Source organism: Streptomyces sp. P9(2023) (genome assembly GCF_032436795.1).
In the GTDB taxonomy this organism is placed as follows: Bacteria; Actinomycetota; Actinomycetes; order Streptomycetales; family Streptomycetaceae; genus Streptomyces.
The window spans coordinates 301,257-316,788 of sequence record NZ_JAUPWM010000004.1 but is presented as its reverse complement, the minus strand read 5'-3'; the positions used below and the strand labels follow the sequence as shown (position 1 = coordinate 316,788).

Annotated in this window: 12 protein-coding genes; 5 read left to right on the top strand and 7 right to left on the bottom strand. The window is 70.8% G+C overall.

Translation table 11 applies throughout. From position 1 onward, the window contains the following. Positions 1–372 precede the first annotated feature (372 nt). Positions 373–1,401, top strand: a complete 1,029-nt coding sequence (locus tag Q5762_RS08605; protein WP_315891397.1) for an NlpC/P60 family protein — start codon at positions 373–375, stop codon at positions 1,399–1,401. A gap of 842 nt (positions 1,402–2,243) precedes the next feature. Here the strand turns inward: Q5762_RS08605 and Q5762_RS08600 are convergent. Further along, positions 2,244–3,818: a hypothetical protein gene (locus Q5762_RS08600; protein ID WP_315891396.1), complete on the bottom strand. Its 1,575-nt coding sequence runs from the start codon at positions 3,816–3,818 to the stop codon at positions 2,244–2,246. 1,308 nt (positions 3,819–5,126) lie between these two features. On the opposite strand from Q5762_RS08600, the gene Q5762_RS08595 reads away from it, so the two are divergent. Then, positions 5,127–5,690 (top strand): hypothetical protein, encoded by a 564-nt coding sequence (locus Q5762_RS08595; RefSeq protein WP_315891395.1) that lies wholly within the window; start codon positions 5,127–5,129, stop codon positions 5,688–5,690. Between the two features lie 43 nt (positions 5,691–5,733). Here Q5762_RS08595 and Q5762_RS08590 read toward each other — a convergent pair whose 3' ends face one another. The 6 genes from Q5762_RS08590 to Q5762_RS08565 all read right to left on the bottom strand — a co-directional run bounded on the left by Q5762_RS08590 (position 5,734) and on the right by Q5762_RS08565 (position 12,449). Continuing rightward, on the bottom strand, positions 5,734–7,470 hold the full coding sequence (locus Q5762_RS08590; protein ID WP_315891394.1) for a TraM recognition domain-containing protein: 1,737 nt from the start codon (positions 7,468–7,470) through the stop codon (positions 5,734–5,736). A gap of 38 nt (positions 7,471–7,508) precedes the next feature. Continuing rightward, entirely contained in the window at positions 7,509–9,647 is a 2,139-nt protein-coding gene (locus tag Q5762_RS08585; protein WP_315891393.1) for a peptidoglycan DD-metalloendopeptidase family protein, read from the bottom strand. A gap of 6 nt (positions 9,648–9,653) precedes the next feature. Further along, positions 9,654–10,343: a hypothetical protein gene (locus Q5762_RS08580; protein ID WP_315891392.1), complete on the bottom strand. Its 690-nt coding sequence runs from the start codon at positions 10,341–10,343 to the stop codon at positions 9,654–9,656. Between the two features lie 203 nt (positions 10,344–10,546). Then, positions 10,547–11,302, bottom strand: coding sequence for a DUF4913 domain-containing protein (locus Q5762_RS08575; RefSeq protein WP_315891391.1), 756 nt, complete (start codon positions 11,300–11,302; stop codon positions 10,547–10,549). Beyond that, a complete protein-coding gene (locus Q5762_RS08570; RefSeq protein ID WP_315891390.1) occupies positions 11,299–11,925 on the bottom strand; it encodes a hypothetical protein in 627 nt (208 codons plus the stop codon). Before Q5762_RS08570 ends, Q5762_RS08575 begins: the two co-directional genes overlap by 4 nt. Positions 11,926–11,939: 14 nt before the next feature. Then, entirely contained in the window at positions 11,940–12,449 is a 510-nt protein-coding gene (locus Q5762_RS08565) for a hypothetical protein (protein ID WP_315891389.1), read from the bottom strand. A gap of 290 nt (positions 12,450–12,739) precedes the next feature. Here Q5762_RS08565 and Q5762_RS08560 point away from each other — a divergent pair, with 290 nt between their 5' ends. From Q5762_RS08560 to Q5762_RS08550, 3 genes are all read left to right on the top strand, one after another. Beyond that, on the top strand, positions 12,740–14,491 hold the full coding sequence (locus tag Q5762_RS08560) for a conjugal transfer protein (protein WP_315891388.1): 1,752 nt from the start codon (positions 12,740–12,742) through the stop codon (positions 14,489–14,491). A 124-nt stretch (positions 14,492–14,615) separates the two neighbouring features. After that, on the top strand, positions 14,616–14,885 hold the full coding sequence (locus Q5762_RS08555) for a hypothetical protein (RefSeq protein WP_315891387.1): 270 nt from the start codon (positions 14,616–14,618) through the stop codon (positions 14,883–14,885). A gap of 82 nt (positions 14,886–14,967) precedes the next feature. Further along, the gene (locus Q5762_RS08550) at positions 14,968–15,528 is read left to right on the top strand and encodes a hypothetical protein (protein WP_315891386.1); all 561 of its coding nucleotides are present in this window, start codon (positions 14,968–14,970) and stop codon (positions 15,526–15,528) included. The last annotated feature ends 4 nt before the right edge of the window (positions 15,529–15,532 follow it).

Sequence of the window (15,532 nt, the reverse complement as noted above, 5' to 3'; positions counted from 1 at the left end):
ACGCAGAAGTCGCGGGCGGCCGGCCTCGGAGCCATCGCCGACCTGGGATTCCTTCGGGCTCGACTGCAGCGATCCTGACGCCGCCCGCGTTGGTCGTGCCGGTGCCGCTGCTGCCTCGCTGGTCGCCTGTCCGCCCGGGTCTCTCGGCAGCTGACGCCCGAGCTGGGGCGCTCCTCATGAGGCCGCTGTGACACCGACTCACTTGCGATGCGCGATTCAAAGCTACTAAGTTCTAATCCGCTTGGTAGTGCAGGGGGCGCGCGGGGGGCGCGGGCTCGGGGCCATGCCCCGGCTCTGTGTCCATCGGCTCATGCCGGCCCACGAGCAGAGCCCGTCGCTCGATCCACAGACGCACAGAGGAGTCTCCCCACGATGGGAACGCACCGTCGGCCGAAGCCGCCCAGCCGTGCTGCCCGGATCGCCACGCTCGGCATGGCCGCAGGCGTCGTGAGCCTCCTGCCGACGCAGAGCCAGGCGGCCCCCAAGCCCACGGTGGACGAGGTCCGCAAGGAGGTGGCGCGGCTCTACGAGGAGGCCACGGGTCCCACCGAGGAGTACAACGCCATCAGCGAGAAGCAGCAGAAGCTGCAGGGCGAGGTCAGCAGCGCACAGGACCGGCTGGCACGCAAGCAGCAGGAGGTCAACGAACTGCGGGAGAAGATAGGTCCGTTGGCAGCCGCCCAGTACCGCGGCGGCGGCATCGACCCCAGCCTGCAGCTGCTCCTGTCCGGCGACCCGGACGACTACCTCGAACAGGCCGAGATGCTCGACCGTACGAGGAGTCGCCAGGCCGACGCTCTGCGGGCGATGCAGGCCAAGCAGCGCGAGCTCACCCAGGAACGCCAGGCCTCCCAGAAGCGTCTGCAGGCCCTGGAAGAGATGACCACCAAGGCCGCCAAGAAGAAGGGCGAGGTCCAGGCCAAGCTCACCCAGGCGCGCAAGCTCCTGAACAGCCTGACGGCCGCACAGCGCGCCAGGATGGAAGCCGACCAGAAGCGCGACAACGCCGCGGCGGGCGTCAGCGACTCCGCCGCCACCTACAACGGCCCGGCCAGCGGACGCGCCAAGGCCGCTCTCGACTTCGCGTACGCGCAGCTCGGCAAGCCCTACGAGTGGGGCTCGACCGGTCCCGACTCGTTCGACTGCTCCGGACTCACCGGCGCCTCCTGGCGCGCGGCGGGCGTCAGCCTGCCGCGCACGGTCAAGCAGCAGTACGACGCCGGCCGCAAGGTGGCCAAATCCGACCTGCAGCCCGGCGACATCATCTACTGGTACAACGACACCCAGCACAACGGCATGTACGTCGGCGACGGCAAGGCGATCCACGCGCCACGCACCGGCAAGAACGTCGAGATCGTCCCGGTGGACTCCATGCCGTTCTTCGCGGCCAGCAGACCCTGAGCACCGACCCCTTGCCGGACAAGGGACATCAGTGACCGCACACCCGGCCGCCCGCCCGCTGCCCGGGCGGCGAGCAACAGCTCGTCCCGCACTACTCGCAGTACTCCATGCGTCACACCTGTGCCTTGTGGCTGGTCCAGAAGGGAGTCTCGCTCTACGAGGTCCAGCACGTCCTCGGCCGCGAGAGCTCCCGGACCACCCGGCGCCACGCCGACCGTCTCTCCCTCCTCCCTTCTTCGCAGGGCAGGGCCGAGTCAGCTGGATTGCCTTCGAGCAGCGGCCGGCGGCTCTTGGCGTTGAACGGCGGCGGGTACCTCCGCTGGGGTTCCCCCGTACGGGCGGGGCCACGGCGGCACCCGCACACTGTTCAACGTCTTGAACCCGCTTCCGCAGCAGCTCGGGGACGAGGCCGCCTTCCTTCGGGAGCTCGCCTACCTGCGGGGGCGCGCCTATGAGGAGTTGGGCCGGGCGGAGGAGGCCCCGAAGCAGTTCCAGACCGCGTTCCGGTACAGCCCGGCCCTGGCCGACGTGGCCCAGCGGGTGAACGCGGTGCCTCCGCCCGGTCCACGCGTGCCCGCCCAGGGCGGCGGGCCGGTGCGGGACCGACCAGCTCGGCAACGGCCGGTTCGCCCGCGAGCCGGCCCGGAAGGCGGCTGCTGTACGGGACCTGCGCGTCTACGACCTGCACGGCAGCGCCGGAATCCCGTCGCAGGAGGAGGTCACGACGCTCCTGATGGGCGACATCACGGCCGCGTACCGGGAACTCGTGGAGAGCATTCCGCCCTCGGTGTGACCGCGGGCGGAATGCTCATACCGGACAGGGCCGGGTATGACCCGTTACGTCAGTCACCCAGGCCGGGCCCCCGGGCGGGCCCCGGGCGTTGCTGGTCCGGGGGGAGCTGCTGGGTGGGGGCGGGGGTGCGGATCTTACGGGTCTGCGGGACGCCCATCTGCCACAGGTGCGCGTCGGGCGCCCCTCGGCCGGGGGCCGGCTTGGGGACGGGGGCCTGCTCGGGCGCGGGGGCGGGCTGGCGCGCCGGGGCCGTCGGCGCCGACTGCTTCGGGATCTCGGGCGCCGCTTCCCGCTGGGGCGTCGTGGGCGCGAGGGTGGGCGCGAGGGTGGGCGCGGACCCGGGCGAGGGTGGTGCGGGCGTGGTGGGGGACTCGGCTTCCGCCGCCGGTCCCGGACGCTTCCAGCGGTCCGGGATGTCCTGCAGTCGCTTGACGGCCTTCTCGTCACCGGCCTGTGCGGCCGCCACGGCACGCGCCTTGAGCGCGCTCTGCCGGGCGATGGGGGAGAACCCCGGCGAGGCGTTGCCGGTCTCGGCGGGCAGGGCGCGGGCCCCCATGTCGTTCAGCTCCCCCTGGATGCCCGGCCTGGTGAAAATCTCGCGCGGAAGCTGCCAGGAGGCGGCCCCGTCCACGTCCACGCGGTGCTCCCGGCCGTCCTCGGTGCGGAACGTGAGTCCGTAGCCGATGTACTGGTCGTCCTTGTCGAACATCAAGTCGCCGGTGATCTCCCCACGGTCGGCCCGTACTTCGTCCGCCATCCTCTGCAGGGCGGGCGGGATGGGGTTCGTACGGCCGAGGTTGGCGACGTAGCCGTCGCCGCGCAACACCCTCCCTTCCTTCTCCCCAGTGGTTCCGTTGACGTCGTAGGGCACCTCGAACGACGTCCTGCCGTTCTCGTCCTGGACGGTCTTGATGGCGCCGACCCTCGCCTCGACGAACCTGAGGCGGGGGTCGGTGCCCTTCGTGAAGTCCTCGAGCATCTGCCGGTACTGCACCTGGTGCGTCAAGGCGGGTGGCGGCGCCGAGCCGATGATCGTGACCTTCGCCCGGGGGTCCTTCTTCAGGATGATCTCGGCGTTGGCGACCCCCGTACCGCCCGAACCGGCGACGATCCAGTGCTCGGCGTCCCCCGGGGTGAAACCGTTCTCGGCGACCTCGTCGCCCATCAGCGCCCGCCCCGGAGCAGCCTTCCGGGCGGTCTCCCACTCGTGGGTCGCCTTGAGGGTGGTGAAGCAGTTGCCCATTCGTTCGCCGGAGAGGGCCTCCCTCAGCGGGGACGACTCCAGGGTTGTCAGCAGGGCGGAGGTGGGCGAGTTGGGTTTGCCGCTCTGATCAGCCAGCTGCTTGCGCAGTTCCGTCGCACCGGCGACACCCTCGCTCTCCAGTTCCTGGAGCCGCTCGCCGATCAGCCGTAGTGCCTCGCTACGGCTCTCCACGCCGTCCCGGCCCCGCGCGATGCCCGGGACCACCTCCGGCGGCAGACCGGTCGCGACGGTGGGCGTCCCGTCGCACGCGATCCACAGCGGTGGTCCGCCGCGCGGCTTGCCGTCCTCGTCGTACGGCCGCACCTCGGCGAGCAGATCCTTGTTCGCGCCGCCGATCCTCAGCTGGGCGTGACCGTTCACGACGTCGCCCTGGGCGGCGTAGTTGGTCCTCCCACAGCCGTACGGCGTCGATGGAGATCCGCTGGCCTGGATCGTCGACCGCTTGGTACGGATCGACACCCATCCACTGGGCGAGATCCCGGTCCTGGTCCGCCGACTGGACGATGCCGGCACCGGGGTCCAGATGCCACCGGCCGACACCGTCCACCAGCAGCGCCCCCGAGTCACGCCCGGTCAGGCTCGCGCCACCGCCGATCACCACTTTGCGCAACGGGAACTGCTGGGTCGCCATCTGGTCGTCCAGCGCCCGCACGGTCTGCGCACTCCGCTCCGCACGGAGAGCGGCCGCCTGCTGGGCGGCGGCTTCCAGATGCGCGCGGGGGAGCGGCACCCCGTTCTGGTCGTAGCCCGGCATGGGCATCGTGATTTCACGGTTGCCGATGAACGCCTCGACCTGCCGCTGCGCGACGAGCGCGGCGTCTCGGGAGGCCTGGAGGGCGGAGGCGTCGGTGGGGTCGAGTTGCTCTATGGGGCGGGCGAGTTCGCCGACCAGGTGCTGGGCCTCGGCGGAAAGAGCGTCCCACGAGGCGAAGAGCCGTGCGCGGGATGCTTCGCCTTCGGACTCGTGCACCTCGAGATCGTCCATGGGCGCGATCGGCCGAAGACCGCATTGGTCAAGGTACGCGGACAGCTCCGCACGTGCCTCGGTCTGCAGTTGCTGCGGAACCTCCGCGTCTTTGGCGCGGTCGGCAAGCCAGTTCAGCTCGCCGATGCGCCCATGGTCCTGGTCCGACAGTTCAAGCCGTTCGCCGATGCCGGCGCCATTGTTGAGCAGGCTCTTGCGAACTGGTGCCATCCCTTGGCTGGACCGATCGCGCACGGCGACGAGTTCCCCCAGCTCGTGGGCGAGGACCCGGGGGAGGTGCTCCGGTGGAATACGGTCGGACAACTGCACGCTGTAGTGGCCTGATGTTGTATTCGTCGCCGTTTCGGCGACCGTGCCCGCCACCATCGGTATTGCGTCGACATGGATCTTCAGCGATTGACCTTGGGCGTCCTTCAGGACGAAGACCTCTCGGCCGTCGTCTGTCCTGCCTTCAGCCAGCGAGCCGTATCGTTCGCCCAGGACCGCAGCCGCGACTGCGCGTAGCTGGCCTTTGGAAGCGTCCACCAGCGCCCGCTGTCGGTCGCTCCATTGTGGTCCCGACGCTTCGTCGAATTCCGATGACAGAACATCCGCCAGCAGTCGGGGATCGGCCGACCTGTCCATGTGATGCTCCCCCGTACTCTTCCTCTACGCATTCATCGAACAGCCCGTAGAATCGTGCCATGTTGACGGCGCGTTCATCGTTCGAAGCCCACCTGTACATGGATCTGCACCCTTGTGAGTGTGGTTCCGGCGACTTCGATCGTCAGCATCGGCTGGAGCAGCGCGGCGATGACATCGTGGCGGTGTACGAGGGTGCCTGTCGGCAGTGTGGGACGGCTCGGCGTTTCGCCTTCCGCATGGCGGGGGAGATCCCGCCTCCGCCGCCCGCCTTTGGTGGGTCCCAGCCGTCGGAGATCATTGACCCCGGGGAGTTCGCCGAGGTCGCCTTCCGTATCTCCGAGTCTGCGGGACTCCAGCTTCTCAGAACCCCGAAGTCCGAGCGCTACAAGCTGCGTGATGCTGTTGCCTACACAGTTGCGGCCTTCGAGGAGATGCTGAAGTTCCTGCCCCCTGGGGAAGACGCAATTCCGGCCAGTGCTTTCACCTCTGAGGTGGGCAAGGCCCGCTACCGTCGTGAGCCGCGCAAATACAGTCGCGACATCCTTGAGATGAACGTTCGCCAGGCGCGTGCTGTCCTCGCCGACATCGACAGGGCCGGTCGGCCCCCGCAATCCCCTCAGTAGCCCCCCGAGCGGCGAGGCCCCCAGGCCCCGCCGCTCGAGGTCCTCAGCGCCTCGCGCCCGGGTCGTGCTTCGCCAGGGAGGCCTGGACCGACTGGGCGTAGGGGCCCTCCCACCAGGGGATGGTTTCCACCAGGACCGGCTTCGTGCCCGAGGCCAGGACCAGGGCTCGGCCGGGGGGCATGGAGCCCAGGTCCGAGACGTGGAGGACGCGTTCGCGGCGGACCGACTCGTTGACCGTGCGGTTGCCCGACCAGTGGCCGTGTTCCGACTCGCGGGTCGTGGAGTAGTCGCGGTGCTCGTACTCGCCCGCCAGGTCCGACAGGTCGCCCAGGAAGCGGGTGTCCGAGACGCCGCCGCCGTACACGCGGATGTTCGCGGCCGACCACAGCTTCTCCATGCCGCGGTCGCCCCACACCTCCACGCCCTGCGCCCAGGACTGCAGGATCGTCATCAGGATGATGCCGCGCGAGCCGTAGTGCGAGTACAGGTCGGGCAGGGCCCGCCAGCGGCAGACGTTCGCCGCCTCGTCCAGGACGCCCACCAGGGGCTGCGGGAGGCGGCCGCCGCGCTGGGTGGTCGCGTACTCCTCGGCCGCCTCGACCGTCGCCACCGTCAGGGCCGTCACCAGCGGGCCCGCCGAGTCCGTGCCCTCACGGGACAGGGAGTACAGCGTGCTGGGGCTGCGGACGAACTCGTGCGGGTTGAAGCGCGGGCGGGTGTCGTCCGGGCCGTTCGGCGTCACCCACTTGTTGATCTCGGGGTTGATCAGGCACGACGCCATCTGCTGGGCCACGCCGTAGATGCCGCTGCGCTGCTTGTCGGGGGCGGTGATGACGCCGTTCAGCGCGTCGGCCGGCATGGCGTGCCCGGCGCCGCGCAGGATGCGCTCCGGAGTGTCGTCCTTGGGGTTCGACAGCCAGGTGTAGACCTGGGTGATCGGGGCGTTGCCGGTGGCCGCCGCGAGCAGGAGGTTGGCCAGGAGGTCCTGTCCCGCCGGGTCGAAGAACGCGTCGGTGGAGGCGTTCGGGTCGCGCGAGCCGGACGCGAAGTGGTCCGCAAGCTTACGGGCCTTGGCGACGTCGGTGACGTACGACAGCGGGTTCCACCACCACGCGGGCGGCTCCGTCGCCACCTGCTGCGGGTCGAACACCCACACCGTGCCGACCGCCTCACGCGGGCCGCGCGTGGCGTCGACGATGTCCCGCTTGTTGGACGTCACGAGCACCGCGCCCGGGCCGTCCAGGATCGCCGGAATGGCGCGCCGCGTCGTCTTACCCGTACGCGGGCCCCAGATGTCGACGTGCATGTCCTCGAAGGAACCGAACAGCGGCTGCTTGCCCTTGACGGAACGGCCGATGAACACGCCCGGGACCCGGCTCAGCACGCCCAGACGCTCCGCGATCGCCGCCGCGCCCTTCATCGTCAGCTTGCCGAGCTGCTCGCCCTTCGCCAGGTGCTGGGCCGCCGCGTCGACGTCCGGCTTCCTCTTCGCGCGCTGACGCAGCCGGTAGCCCGTCAGGATCAGGATGCCCAGCAGTACCGCCTCGGCCGCCGCCACCGCGCTCGCCGCGCTGCCCGGCCAGGCGTAGTCGCCCTTCGCGAGGGCCACGGTGAACGAGAAGGGGTTGCCCGGCGGGGCGGGCGCGTCGTCGAAGGACGCGCCGAGGTACGCGGCGCCCCAGGCGCCGCACAGCACGACCAGGACGACGGCGACGAGACCGGTTATCTCGTACGTCCAGTCGTCCTCGGCGCGTGGCTTCTTCTTCTGCTCAGCGGACATCTCTCAGACCTTCCTTGACCTTCCGTGCGTCACGCAGGTCATGCATCCTCGTCGCCGCCCTTGCCGTCGGCCTCGGCCGGGTTGGTGCCGGCCGGAATCGGGACCCGGAACACGCCTGTGATCTTGCCCTGCACGTCCCAGGTACCGAACTCGACGTTCTTGCCGGAGCGCGGCGCATGCACGATCTTCTTGCCCTTCGGGTCCCAGACGATCCCGACGTGCTCCGAGCCGTTGGGGCCGGGACGGAAGAAGATCAGGTCGCCGGGCTGTGCCTTCCCGACGTCGACCTCGGACGCGGCGAGCTTCTTCTCCTGGTCGTACGTCACCGCCCCGATGTTGATCTTTCCGCCACTCGCCTGGTAGTACGCCCACTGCGTGAAGCTGGAGCAGTCGAACGACACCGGGCTGTCGCCCTGGAGGCGCGGGGCGCCCCACACGTACGGCAGGCCGACGCCCCGCTGCGCCCAGCCGAGCGCCGCGCGGACCACCGGGTCGTCGGAGTCGGGCAGGACGCCCGTCACGCCGGCGCCGTCGGGGGCGACCGGGGTGCCGCCGCTGCCCTCGGCGCAGTTGGCGTACTCGGCGTCCCGCCCGTCGCCACCGCCGGGTGCGCTGCCGTAGTCGGGGTTGGCGGTGATCTTCCCGTTCAGCCAGTCCTCGGGGTCGATCATGCCGGGGCCGTTGTCCTGGCCGCCGATGAACGGGTTGTCGACGCCGGGCATGCGGACCTCCCAGTGCAGGTGTGGGCCGGTGACGTTGCCGGTGGCGCCGACGGCCCCGATCTGCTGGCCGCGCTTGACCTGGTCGCCGACCTTGACGTCCATCCGGGACTGGTGGGCGTAGAGGGTGATGACGCCGTTCGCGTGCTCGATGTTGGTCTCGTTGCCGTACGAGCCGCCGTACCCGGCCTTCACGACCTTGCCGTCCGCCGGGGCGTAGAGGGTGGTGCCGGTGGGGGCGGTCAGGTCGAGCCCGGTGTGGTAGCCGAGGCTCCACATGCCGCCGCGCGCCTTGTACTTGGTGCCCACCTGGTACGTGCCCTGCTTCATCGGCCACTGCCAGTCCTTGCCGGTCGCGGGCGCGTCCGGGTCGGGGGCGGGCGCCTGGGGCGCGAGGGGGGCGGCTGCGAGGGAGATCGGCTCGGCGCCGAGCGAGAGCGGTGCGAGGTCGCTGAAGCCGCCCTGTGCGGCCATCGCCGTCGTGGTCGTCGCGCCGTCACCCTCCAGCGGCGGCGTGGACCAGGAGCGGGGCGGGGAACTCGCGATGCTCAGCGCCTGGTTCGGCTGGGCGTTGTTGCCGACCGGCTCCGGGATGTCCGACTGCTGGCCGAGCGTCGGGAAGTTCGGGTTCTTCTCGACGGTCTTCTTGAGGTGCGCGTACCAGTTGTTGATCAGGTCCTTGTCGCCGGTCAGGTTGCCCCGGTAGCGGGCGGCCTGGGTGAGGACGACGCGCATGTAGATGGTGTTGCTGGGGCGGGAGCCCGAGTATCTCATCAGCGCGTTCCAGGCGTTGGTCTCGGCCTTCATCGCGTTCAGGAAGTTGGCGGCGGCGAAGGCCGCGTCGTCGATGTTGTAGAGGTCCTTCTCGCCGTCGCCGTTCCCGTCGGCGCCGTAGTCCTGCCAGGCCGGCTTGCCGAACTGGAGGATGCCCATGTAGCCGGCGCTGTTCTTGCCGCCGGGCGCCGCCGACGGGTCCTGCCCGTACTTGGTCTCCTGGTACATCTGACCGGCGATGAGCGTCCAGTCGAGCCCGTCGTAGCGGGCGGCCGCGCGCATGGCGGCGAGGATCATCCTCGGGGGTATCTCGTTCCGGGCCGTCGAGCTCGGCATGTACATCTTGCCCGCCGGCATGATCGGCGACGTGGCCGCCGCGTCACTGGTGTTGCCCGCCTGCGCGTTGTCGCCGTAGTCACCGCAGGCCGCCTGGGCCGCACCGCCGCCCATGGCGCCCATCAGGCCGCCGATCATGACGAGGATGACGAAGCCGATGCCGCCGATCGGCAGCAGCCCGCCGCCGCCGAGGAGCAGCCACAGCGTGAGGTTGCTCTTCTTCGCGCCGCCGGGGCCCTGTCCGCCGCCGCCTCCGCGTGCGGACTGGGCGACGTCCTTGGCGGCCTTCGCCGCCTTGGCGACCTTGGCGGCCTTGGCGGCGGCCGCGAGAACGGCAGGAGCCACCATCGGTGTCTACCCTCCCGCCTGGTCGGACGCGCCCACGTTGCCGAGGCCGAAGATGGAGACCGAGGACACCTTCCACGTGCCGTTGCTGTTGCGGGCCGTCACGAGCCAGGAGTTGGTCTCCGTACCGGTGTTCCGGCCGTCCTCGCTCCGGGCCGCGGTCACCTCGACGAGGCTGGAGAGCGTCTTGCCACTGCCGCGTACGAGATCGGACGCGACCATCGCGTCGCGAACCACGGTCGCCTTCCCTTGCGAGGCGCACTTGGTGGCCACGCAGGTGTCCCAGGCCTTGCCGGTGGGCAGGCCCGTGTCCTGCCTCAGCTGTGGGTCGTTGGCGGTCAGCGCGAGTAGCGGCTCGGCCCAGGAGGCGTTCTTGTCGGTGTGCGTGTAGGTGCTGAGGCCGGCCATGTAGTCGGTCATCAGCTGGTGCGCCGCGGCGGCCTCGGCCTGCGTGAGGATGGGCTTGACCGCGCCCGCGCCGGAGGTGGTGCCGTCCGAGGGCTTGCCGTCGCCGCCCGCCGAACCGCCGGAACTCCCGTCCGGGGGCGCGCTGGTGGCGGACGGGTTCCCGGACGCGTCGTCCGAGGTGTCGTCGTCCCCGTTGAAGAAGATCAGCACCACGAAGGCGCCGACCATCAGGAGCCCCAGTACCGCCAGGGCCAGTGCCGCAGTTCGCTTGTTCTCGGCGGGTGACTCCACCGTCCCGGGCCTCCCTCAGTCAGGTTGCCGGGACACGGTAGGTGGAGAGGGCGGCTGGGGACCGCATGTTTTCCCCGGCGGGGAAAGTCGGGGACGGAGTGAGGAAGGACGGGGAATCGGGGACGTGTGGGGAATTGGTGGAGGCGGAGGTGAAGGATTCTCACGGTCCCGTCGGGGACGACTTCTTCGCTTGCCAGGCTTGCTCAGGCCAGTGGGTCCTGGCTCGCGTCGTACGGCTCCAGGGGCAGCGGGTCGAAGGGGTAGGCGGTGTGTCCGTCCTTCGGGGAACAGGCGGCGAAGGGCCCCATGTCCGGGTCCATCAGCACCCGCAGATGCGGGTCCGCGTGGTGCAGCCACCACGTGGACATCCCGGTCCCCGGCTCCTGCCGCAGGTGCTCCCACGCCAGCCAGAGCGCGGTCAGCCGCGCCCCTGCCTCGGGATGCGCCCACCAGCGGGGGCACCAGGTGCTGGAGGAGCCGTTGACGCGGCGGCGCAGCATGTTGGCGAGGTACTCGGTGACGAAGACGAAGACGTCCGCGTACAAGAACTCGCCAGGGTCCTCGTCGGCCGGCTGCTGCTGGGGTGCCTGTGCGGGCGGCTGCGGGGGTTGCGAGGGCTGAGGCTCCGCCGCAGCGGGCCCGGTGAGGACCGGGAACGTCGCGAGCAGCTGGGCCATGGCATCGCCCCGGTGGCGGAGTTCGGCGACGACCATGGTGCTCAGTTCGGTCCCGGCATTCGTCTCGGCCATCGCGTCCCCCGCCGCGCGAGCGGTGAGCAGCCGGGTCTTCCACAGGTGCAGCTGATGGCTGTGGTGCCCCTCTTCGTGGGAGGACCGGGCCCCGGCCAGGAAGAACGTCAGATTCCTGTGCATGGACTCCCAGGCGTGGGAGTCCGCCAGGAGAACCGTCTGCTGCGCCAAGGCCTGGGCTGCGCGGGTGAAGTCGGTGTCGCTGTTCATGAGGTCTCCAGAGACTCGGGCGGCGCCCAGAGGTTGAGCGTCAGAGCGGAGCCGCCGGGCCTGGTCGTGGTCCAGGTCGCGGGGTAGATCGACTGGTGCAGCACGACCCACGGCCGCCCCACCTCGCCTTCGGCCGGCTTCCAGTGCGCCAGCGCGTGAGGACTGCGGTTCTCGAGCCGATAGGACCTGCCCGCCCAGTACGAGCGGTGCGGGGGCTCGGGGAAGCCCGCCGCGTTCCACGATCCCGACCAGGTGGGGGTGCCGAGCACGGATTCGACCGCAGTCAGGTAGGCCGGCCAGTCCTCTGTGGCGCGGGTCAGGACCGCGTCGTTCTCGGACGGATCGCCTGCCCTCGAACGCCACGCGTCATGGACCCCCTGTCGGACCCGGAAGAGGGTGCCCATCTCGATGGTCAGATGCGCACCCGTACGGGTCCGTACGGTGACGCTTCCGCGTTCATGAACGGGGACGTCGTACTCCCAGCCGTACCGCTCGAACAGCGTGTGGAACTCCCGCCCTCCGAGCTGCGGCAGCCCCTGCCACACCCCGGGCCAGTCGACCGCCAACTCGTCCTTCAGCTCGGCGACCAGGTCCTGAGGGGTTCGCCCCGTCTCTGTCAGCATCGGCCGTCTCCCGGTCAGGCGAAGATGATGCCGAGGAGCAGCAGCACCACCACCACGCCGCCCATGATGAAGCGGGCCTTCGGGTCCTCGCGTTCCCACAGGTCGTGGACGACCGCCCAGCCCGTCAGCCGGGCGGCGTGGCCGTCGTGGATGCTCGTGGGGCCGGGGTTCCCGTCGCCGAGCGGGCCGTCGGGGGTGTCCGGGTCGAGGTCGCCGGTGATCCCCTGCTGCTCCTGGGCCACCATCACCAGGCCCTCGAGGAGTTCGGGCATCGTGTTCGGGGTGAGCGGGTACGCGACGGTGCCGAACTCGGTCTGGAAGACGAGGCGCGACTGCCAGGGGTTGCCGGGTTCGTAGCCGTCGATCCAGGCGTGCTGGGCGTCGTAGGACGGCGCGGCGGGCGCTGCGGGCGTCACCGGCGTGGCGGGTGCGGCCGGTGTGGCGGGTCCGTACTGCTGGGGCGGCGCCGCTGCCGCCTGGGCGGCAGGTGCGGGGTGCTGAGGTCCTGCGGTCTGGTCGCTCAACTCTCGTCCTTGGGAAGGTCGGGGACGCATCCGCGCCCGGCGGCGCGTGGCCAACCCCCGCATTGTGCCGAGCCCGCCCGAGTGCCGGGTCTTCTTGAGTCCCGGGGGCACGTCACCACTCCCGTCCGGATTCCTCTGTATTCCTCGGTCGCACTCCTTGTTTTCCTCGACGAGGAAATCGAGGCGTTGTTGTCCCCGCCGTTTGCCACACTGCCCACCGCACCTGAGCTCACCAGGGCCCGCCGCGCCCGATCGGCGGCCCGGATCACACGCGGGGGGAGATCGAGCCGATGACGGACCACAACAGCCCTGCCGGCGGCAACGGCGGGAATCAACCGCCCGTGCAGCCCGGGCAGTTCGGGCCGCCGAACACGGCCGCCGGGCAGCAGCAGCCGGCGCCGCAAGGGCAGCAGCCTCAGCCGCCGCAGCAGGCCCAGCAGCAGGTGCCGCCGCAGGCGCCCGGGCCGTACGGCTATCCGGCGGCCCCGGCCGCTCAGGGCCCCGCGGCCGCCCAGCAGCCGATGGCCTCCGAGGCCGCGCGTGCCCAGGTGGCCGCCGCCTGGACGCGCCGCGCTCCGCAGGCAGTCGTGCCGCCCGGCGAAGCCGCCGTACCGGCCCTTCCGCCGCGCCAGAGCCCGGCTCCGGGCGCTGCGGGCCCGAGCAAGAAGGACCGGCGCGAGCAGGCGAAGGCCGAGCGGAAGGCCGCGTACGAGGCGAAGAAGGCCCAGCGGGAGAGCCGTAAGCGCGGTGGTGCCCCGGCGGCCACGCCCTCGGCCATGCCCGTCGGAACGTCCTCGTATGCCCCCGGCGGTACCGCCACACCCGCCGCCACTCCCGCAGGCGCCCCCGCGCGCACCCCCGCCGGTGCCTCCTTCGACGTTCCCGCCCCCGGCGGCCGGCTCCCCGCGACCGGGCGCAACACCCACGTCGCCCTGCGCGCCACCCTGCTCTTCACCACCTGCGCCTTCGCGCTCGGTTCGTGCGGAGTCGTCGGCCTGGCGATCGGGAAGTCCTCCGATGCGCCGACGGCCGCGCTCGACAAGAAGGACGTCCAGAAGTACCGGCTCACCGAGTTCCCGACCCGGTCCGCCGCCACCTTCGCCGAGAAGTACGCGACGCTCTGCCTGACGTACGACGAGAAGACCGCCGATCAGCGGCGCGACGAGCTGGCCCGCTACGCGACCTCCGGAGTCGACCGCGACTGCGGCTGGAACGGGCAGGGCACGCAGAGCGTCACGGGCGCCGCCTGGGACGGCAGCGTGGAGGACCTCCCCGAGTACGGCAAGAACGGCCGCTACCTGGGCGTCCAGGTCACGCTGTCTTCCGGGCGCGTCACCACCGTCTCCGTACCCGTGTACGTGGCGAATCCCGCCGCCGGCTCCGGGCTGCGTGTCGTGGGTGACGTCGGCGAGATGCCGCTGCCCGGCCGGGGCACCGCGCCCGAGGTGGACCGGGAGGGCGAGCTCGTCGACGACACGCTCTCGGAGCAACTCAAGGAGCGGGTCCTGGGGGGCTACTTCATCGCCTGGGGCGCTTCCGACTCCACCTCGATGTCCCGCTTCACGACCCCCGACGCCACCGTCGCCGCGACCTCCGGCCTGGCCGGCGCGCTGTCCGTGCCCCAGGTCGAGAAGGTCGAGGCGCTGGCCCCTGCCGGTACGGAGGACGGCGACACGATCACGTACAAGTACGGGCAGTCCGTGCCGGTACGGGTCACCGTCGTCTGGGGAGGGGCCCGGGTCGAGGGCGCCACCGGTGAGGCCGCCACGACGCAGATCAAGCGCTCGTACCGGCTGACCGTCGTGAACACCGCCCAGGGCTGGTTCGTCAAGGACGTGCGGGGCGCGGTCCTGGATCCGGCGGGTGGGAGCGGCGACGGCGGTGAGCCGGGCGCCTCCCCGTCCCCGGGGCAGGCGACCCCGTCGGCCGGGACCACCACGCCGCCCGCCACCGGCGCCACGCAGCCGCCGGCCACGAAGCCGGCCACGAAGCCGACTACGAAGCCGACTACGAAGCCGCCCACGAAGCCCGGCAAGTCCTGACAGCACGTTCCGACGGGGAGCCGCGCGTTCCCCGTCACCGATTCGCTCACCGCACGTCCCTCACCACCACCCCCATCAGCGGACGCAGCACACCGCGGCACACCGCAGAACGAAAGGACACCTCATGTACCTGGCAGCGACCACGCTGGAGGGCATGTTCGGCGAGATCCAGGACATCCTGCGCACCATCGGAACGATGGTCGCGGTGATCGCCCTGCTCATTCTCGGCATCCGGATGCTGATGTCCATGAAGCGGGGCGACGGCATGCGCGAGGCCTTCCAGGGCTTCGGCATGATCGCGCTCGCCGCCCTGATCATCGGTGGCGCGACCGGCCTCGCCGGTGTGCTGATCAGCCTCGGTGGCCAGATCGGTGGCGGTGGCGGCGGTAACTGAGCCATCCGGCCGGGACCGTGCCGTCCCGGCCACGGAGGGGCCCAGACAGTCGAGCGAGGTCGAGAGAGAGGGGGAGTGACCGATGGCGCAGAACGTACAGGGCGAGCCGGAGCCGATGGTCGCGTACGACCACACGGACCTGCTCAACCGGCCCAAGCGCATCTGGAACTGGGGCAACATCCCGCTCCCCGGACTGCTGCTGCCCGCGCTCGGCGCGGCGTTCGGCTTCGGTGTGGTGTGGATGGTGGCGCTGCTCTCCCTCTCCGCCTTCGTGCCCTTCCTGGGCATGTCGATGCTGACGTCGGTGCTCTACTTCGGGCCGCCGTTCGGCGTCTACTTCATCTGGGGCCGGCCGCTCCCCTCCGCCCTCACCCTCAGCCAGCAGCTCGTGGTCTGGGCCGACTACTGGTGGCAGCCGAAGCGGTTGCAGGGCCTGGCCGCCGACCGTGAGCCGGAGGCGCTGCACTGGCAGGTCATCCTCTGGCAGCCGGGTTCGGGGCGCTGGCAGCAGAGTTACGAGCAGGCGCTGGCCGAGGCCGCGCGGCACGGTTCGTCGTACGCCGGTACGGGACCGGTGATCCCCGCGCCCACCGCGCCCGCTCCCGCACACACCGCCGTACCCTCCTCCGAGACCGCAGGATGACTCC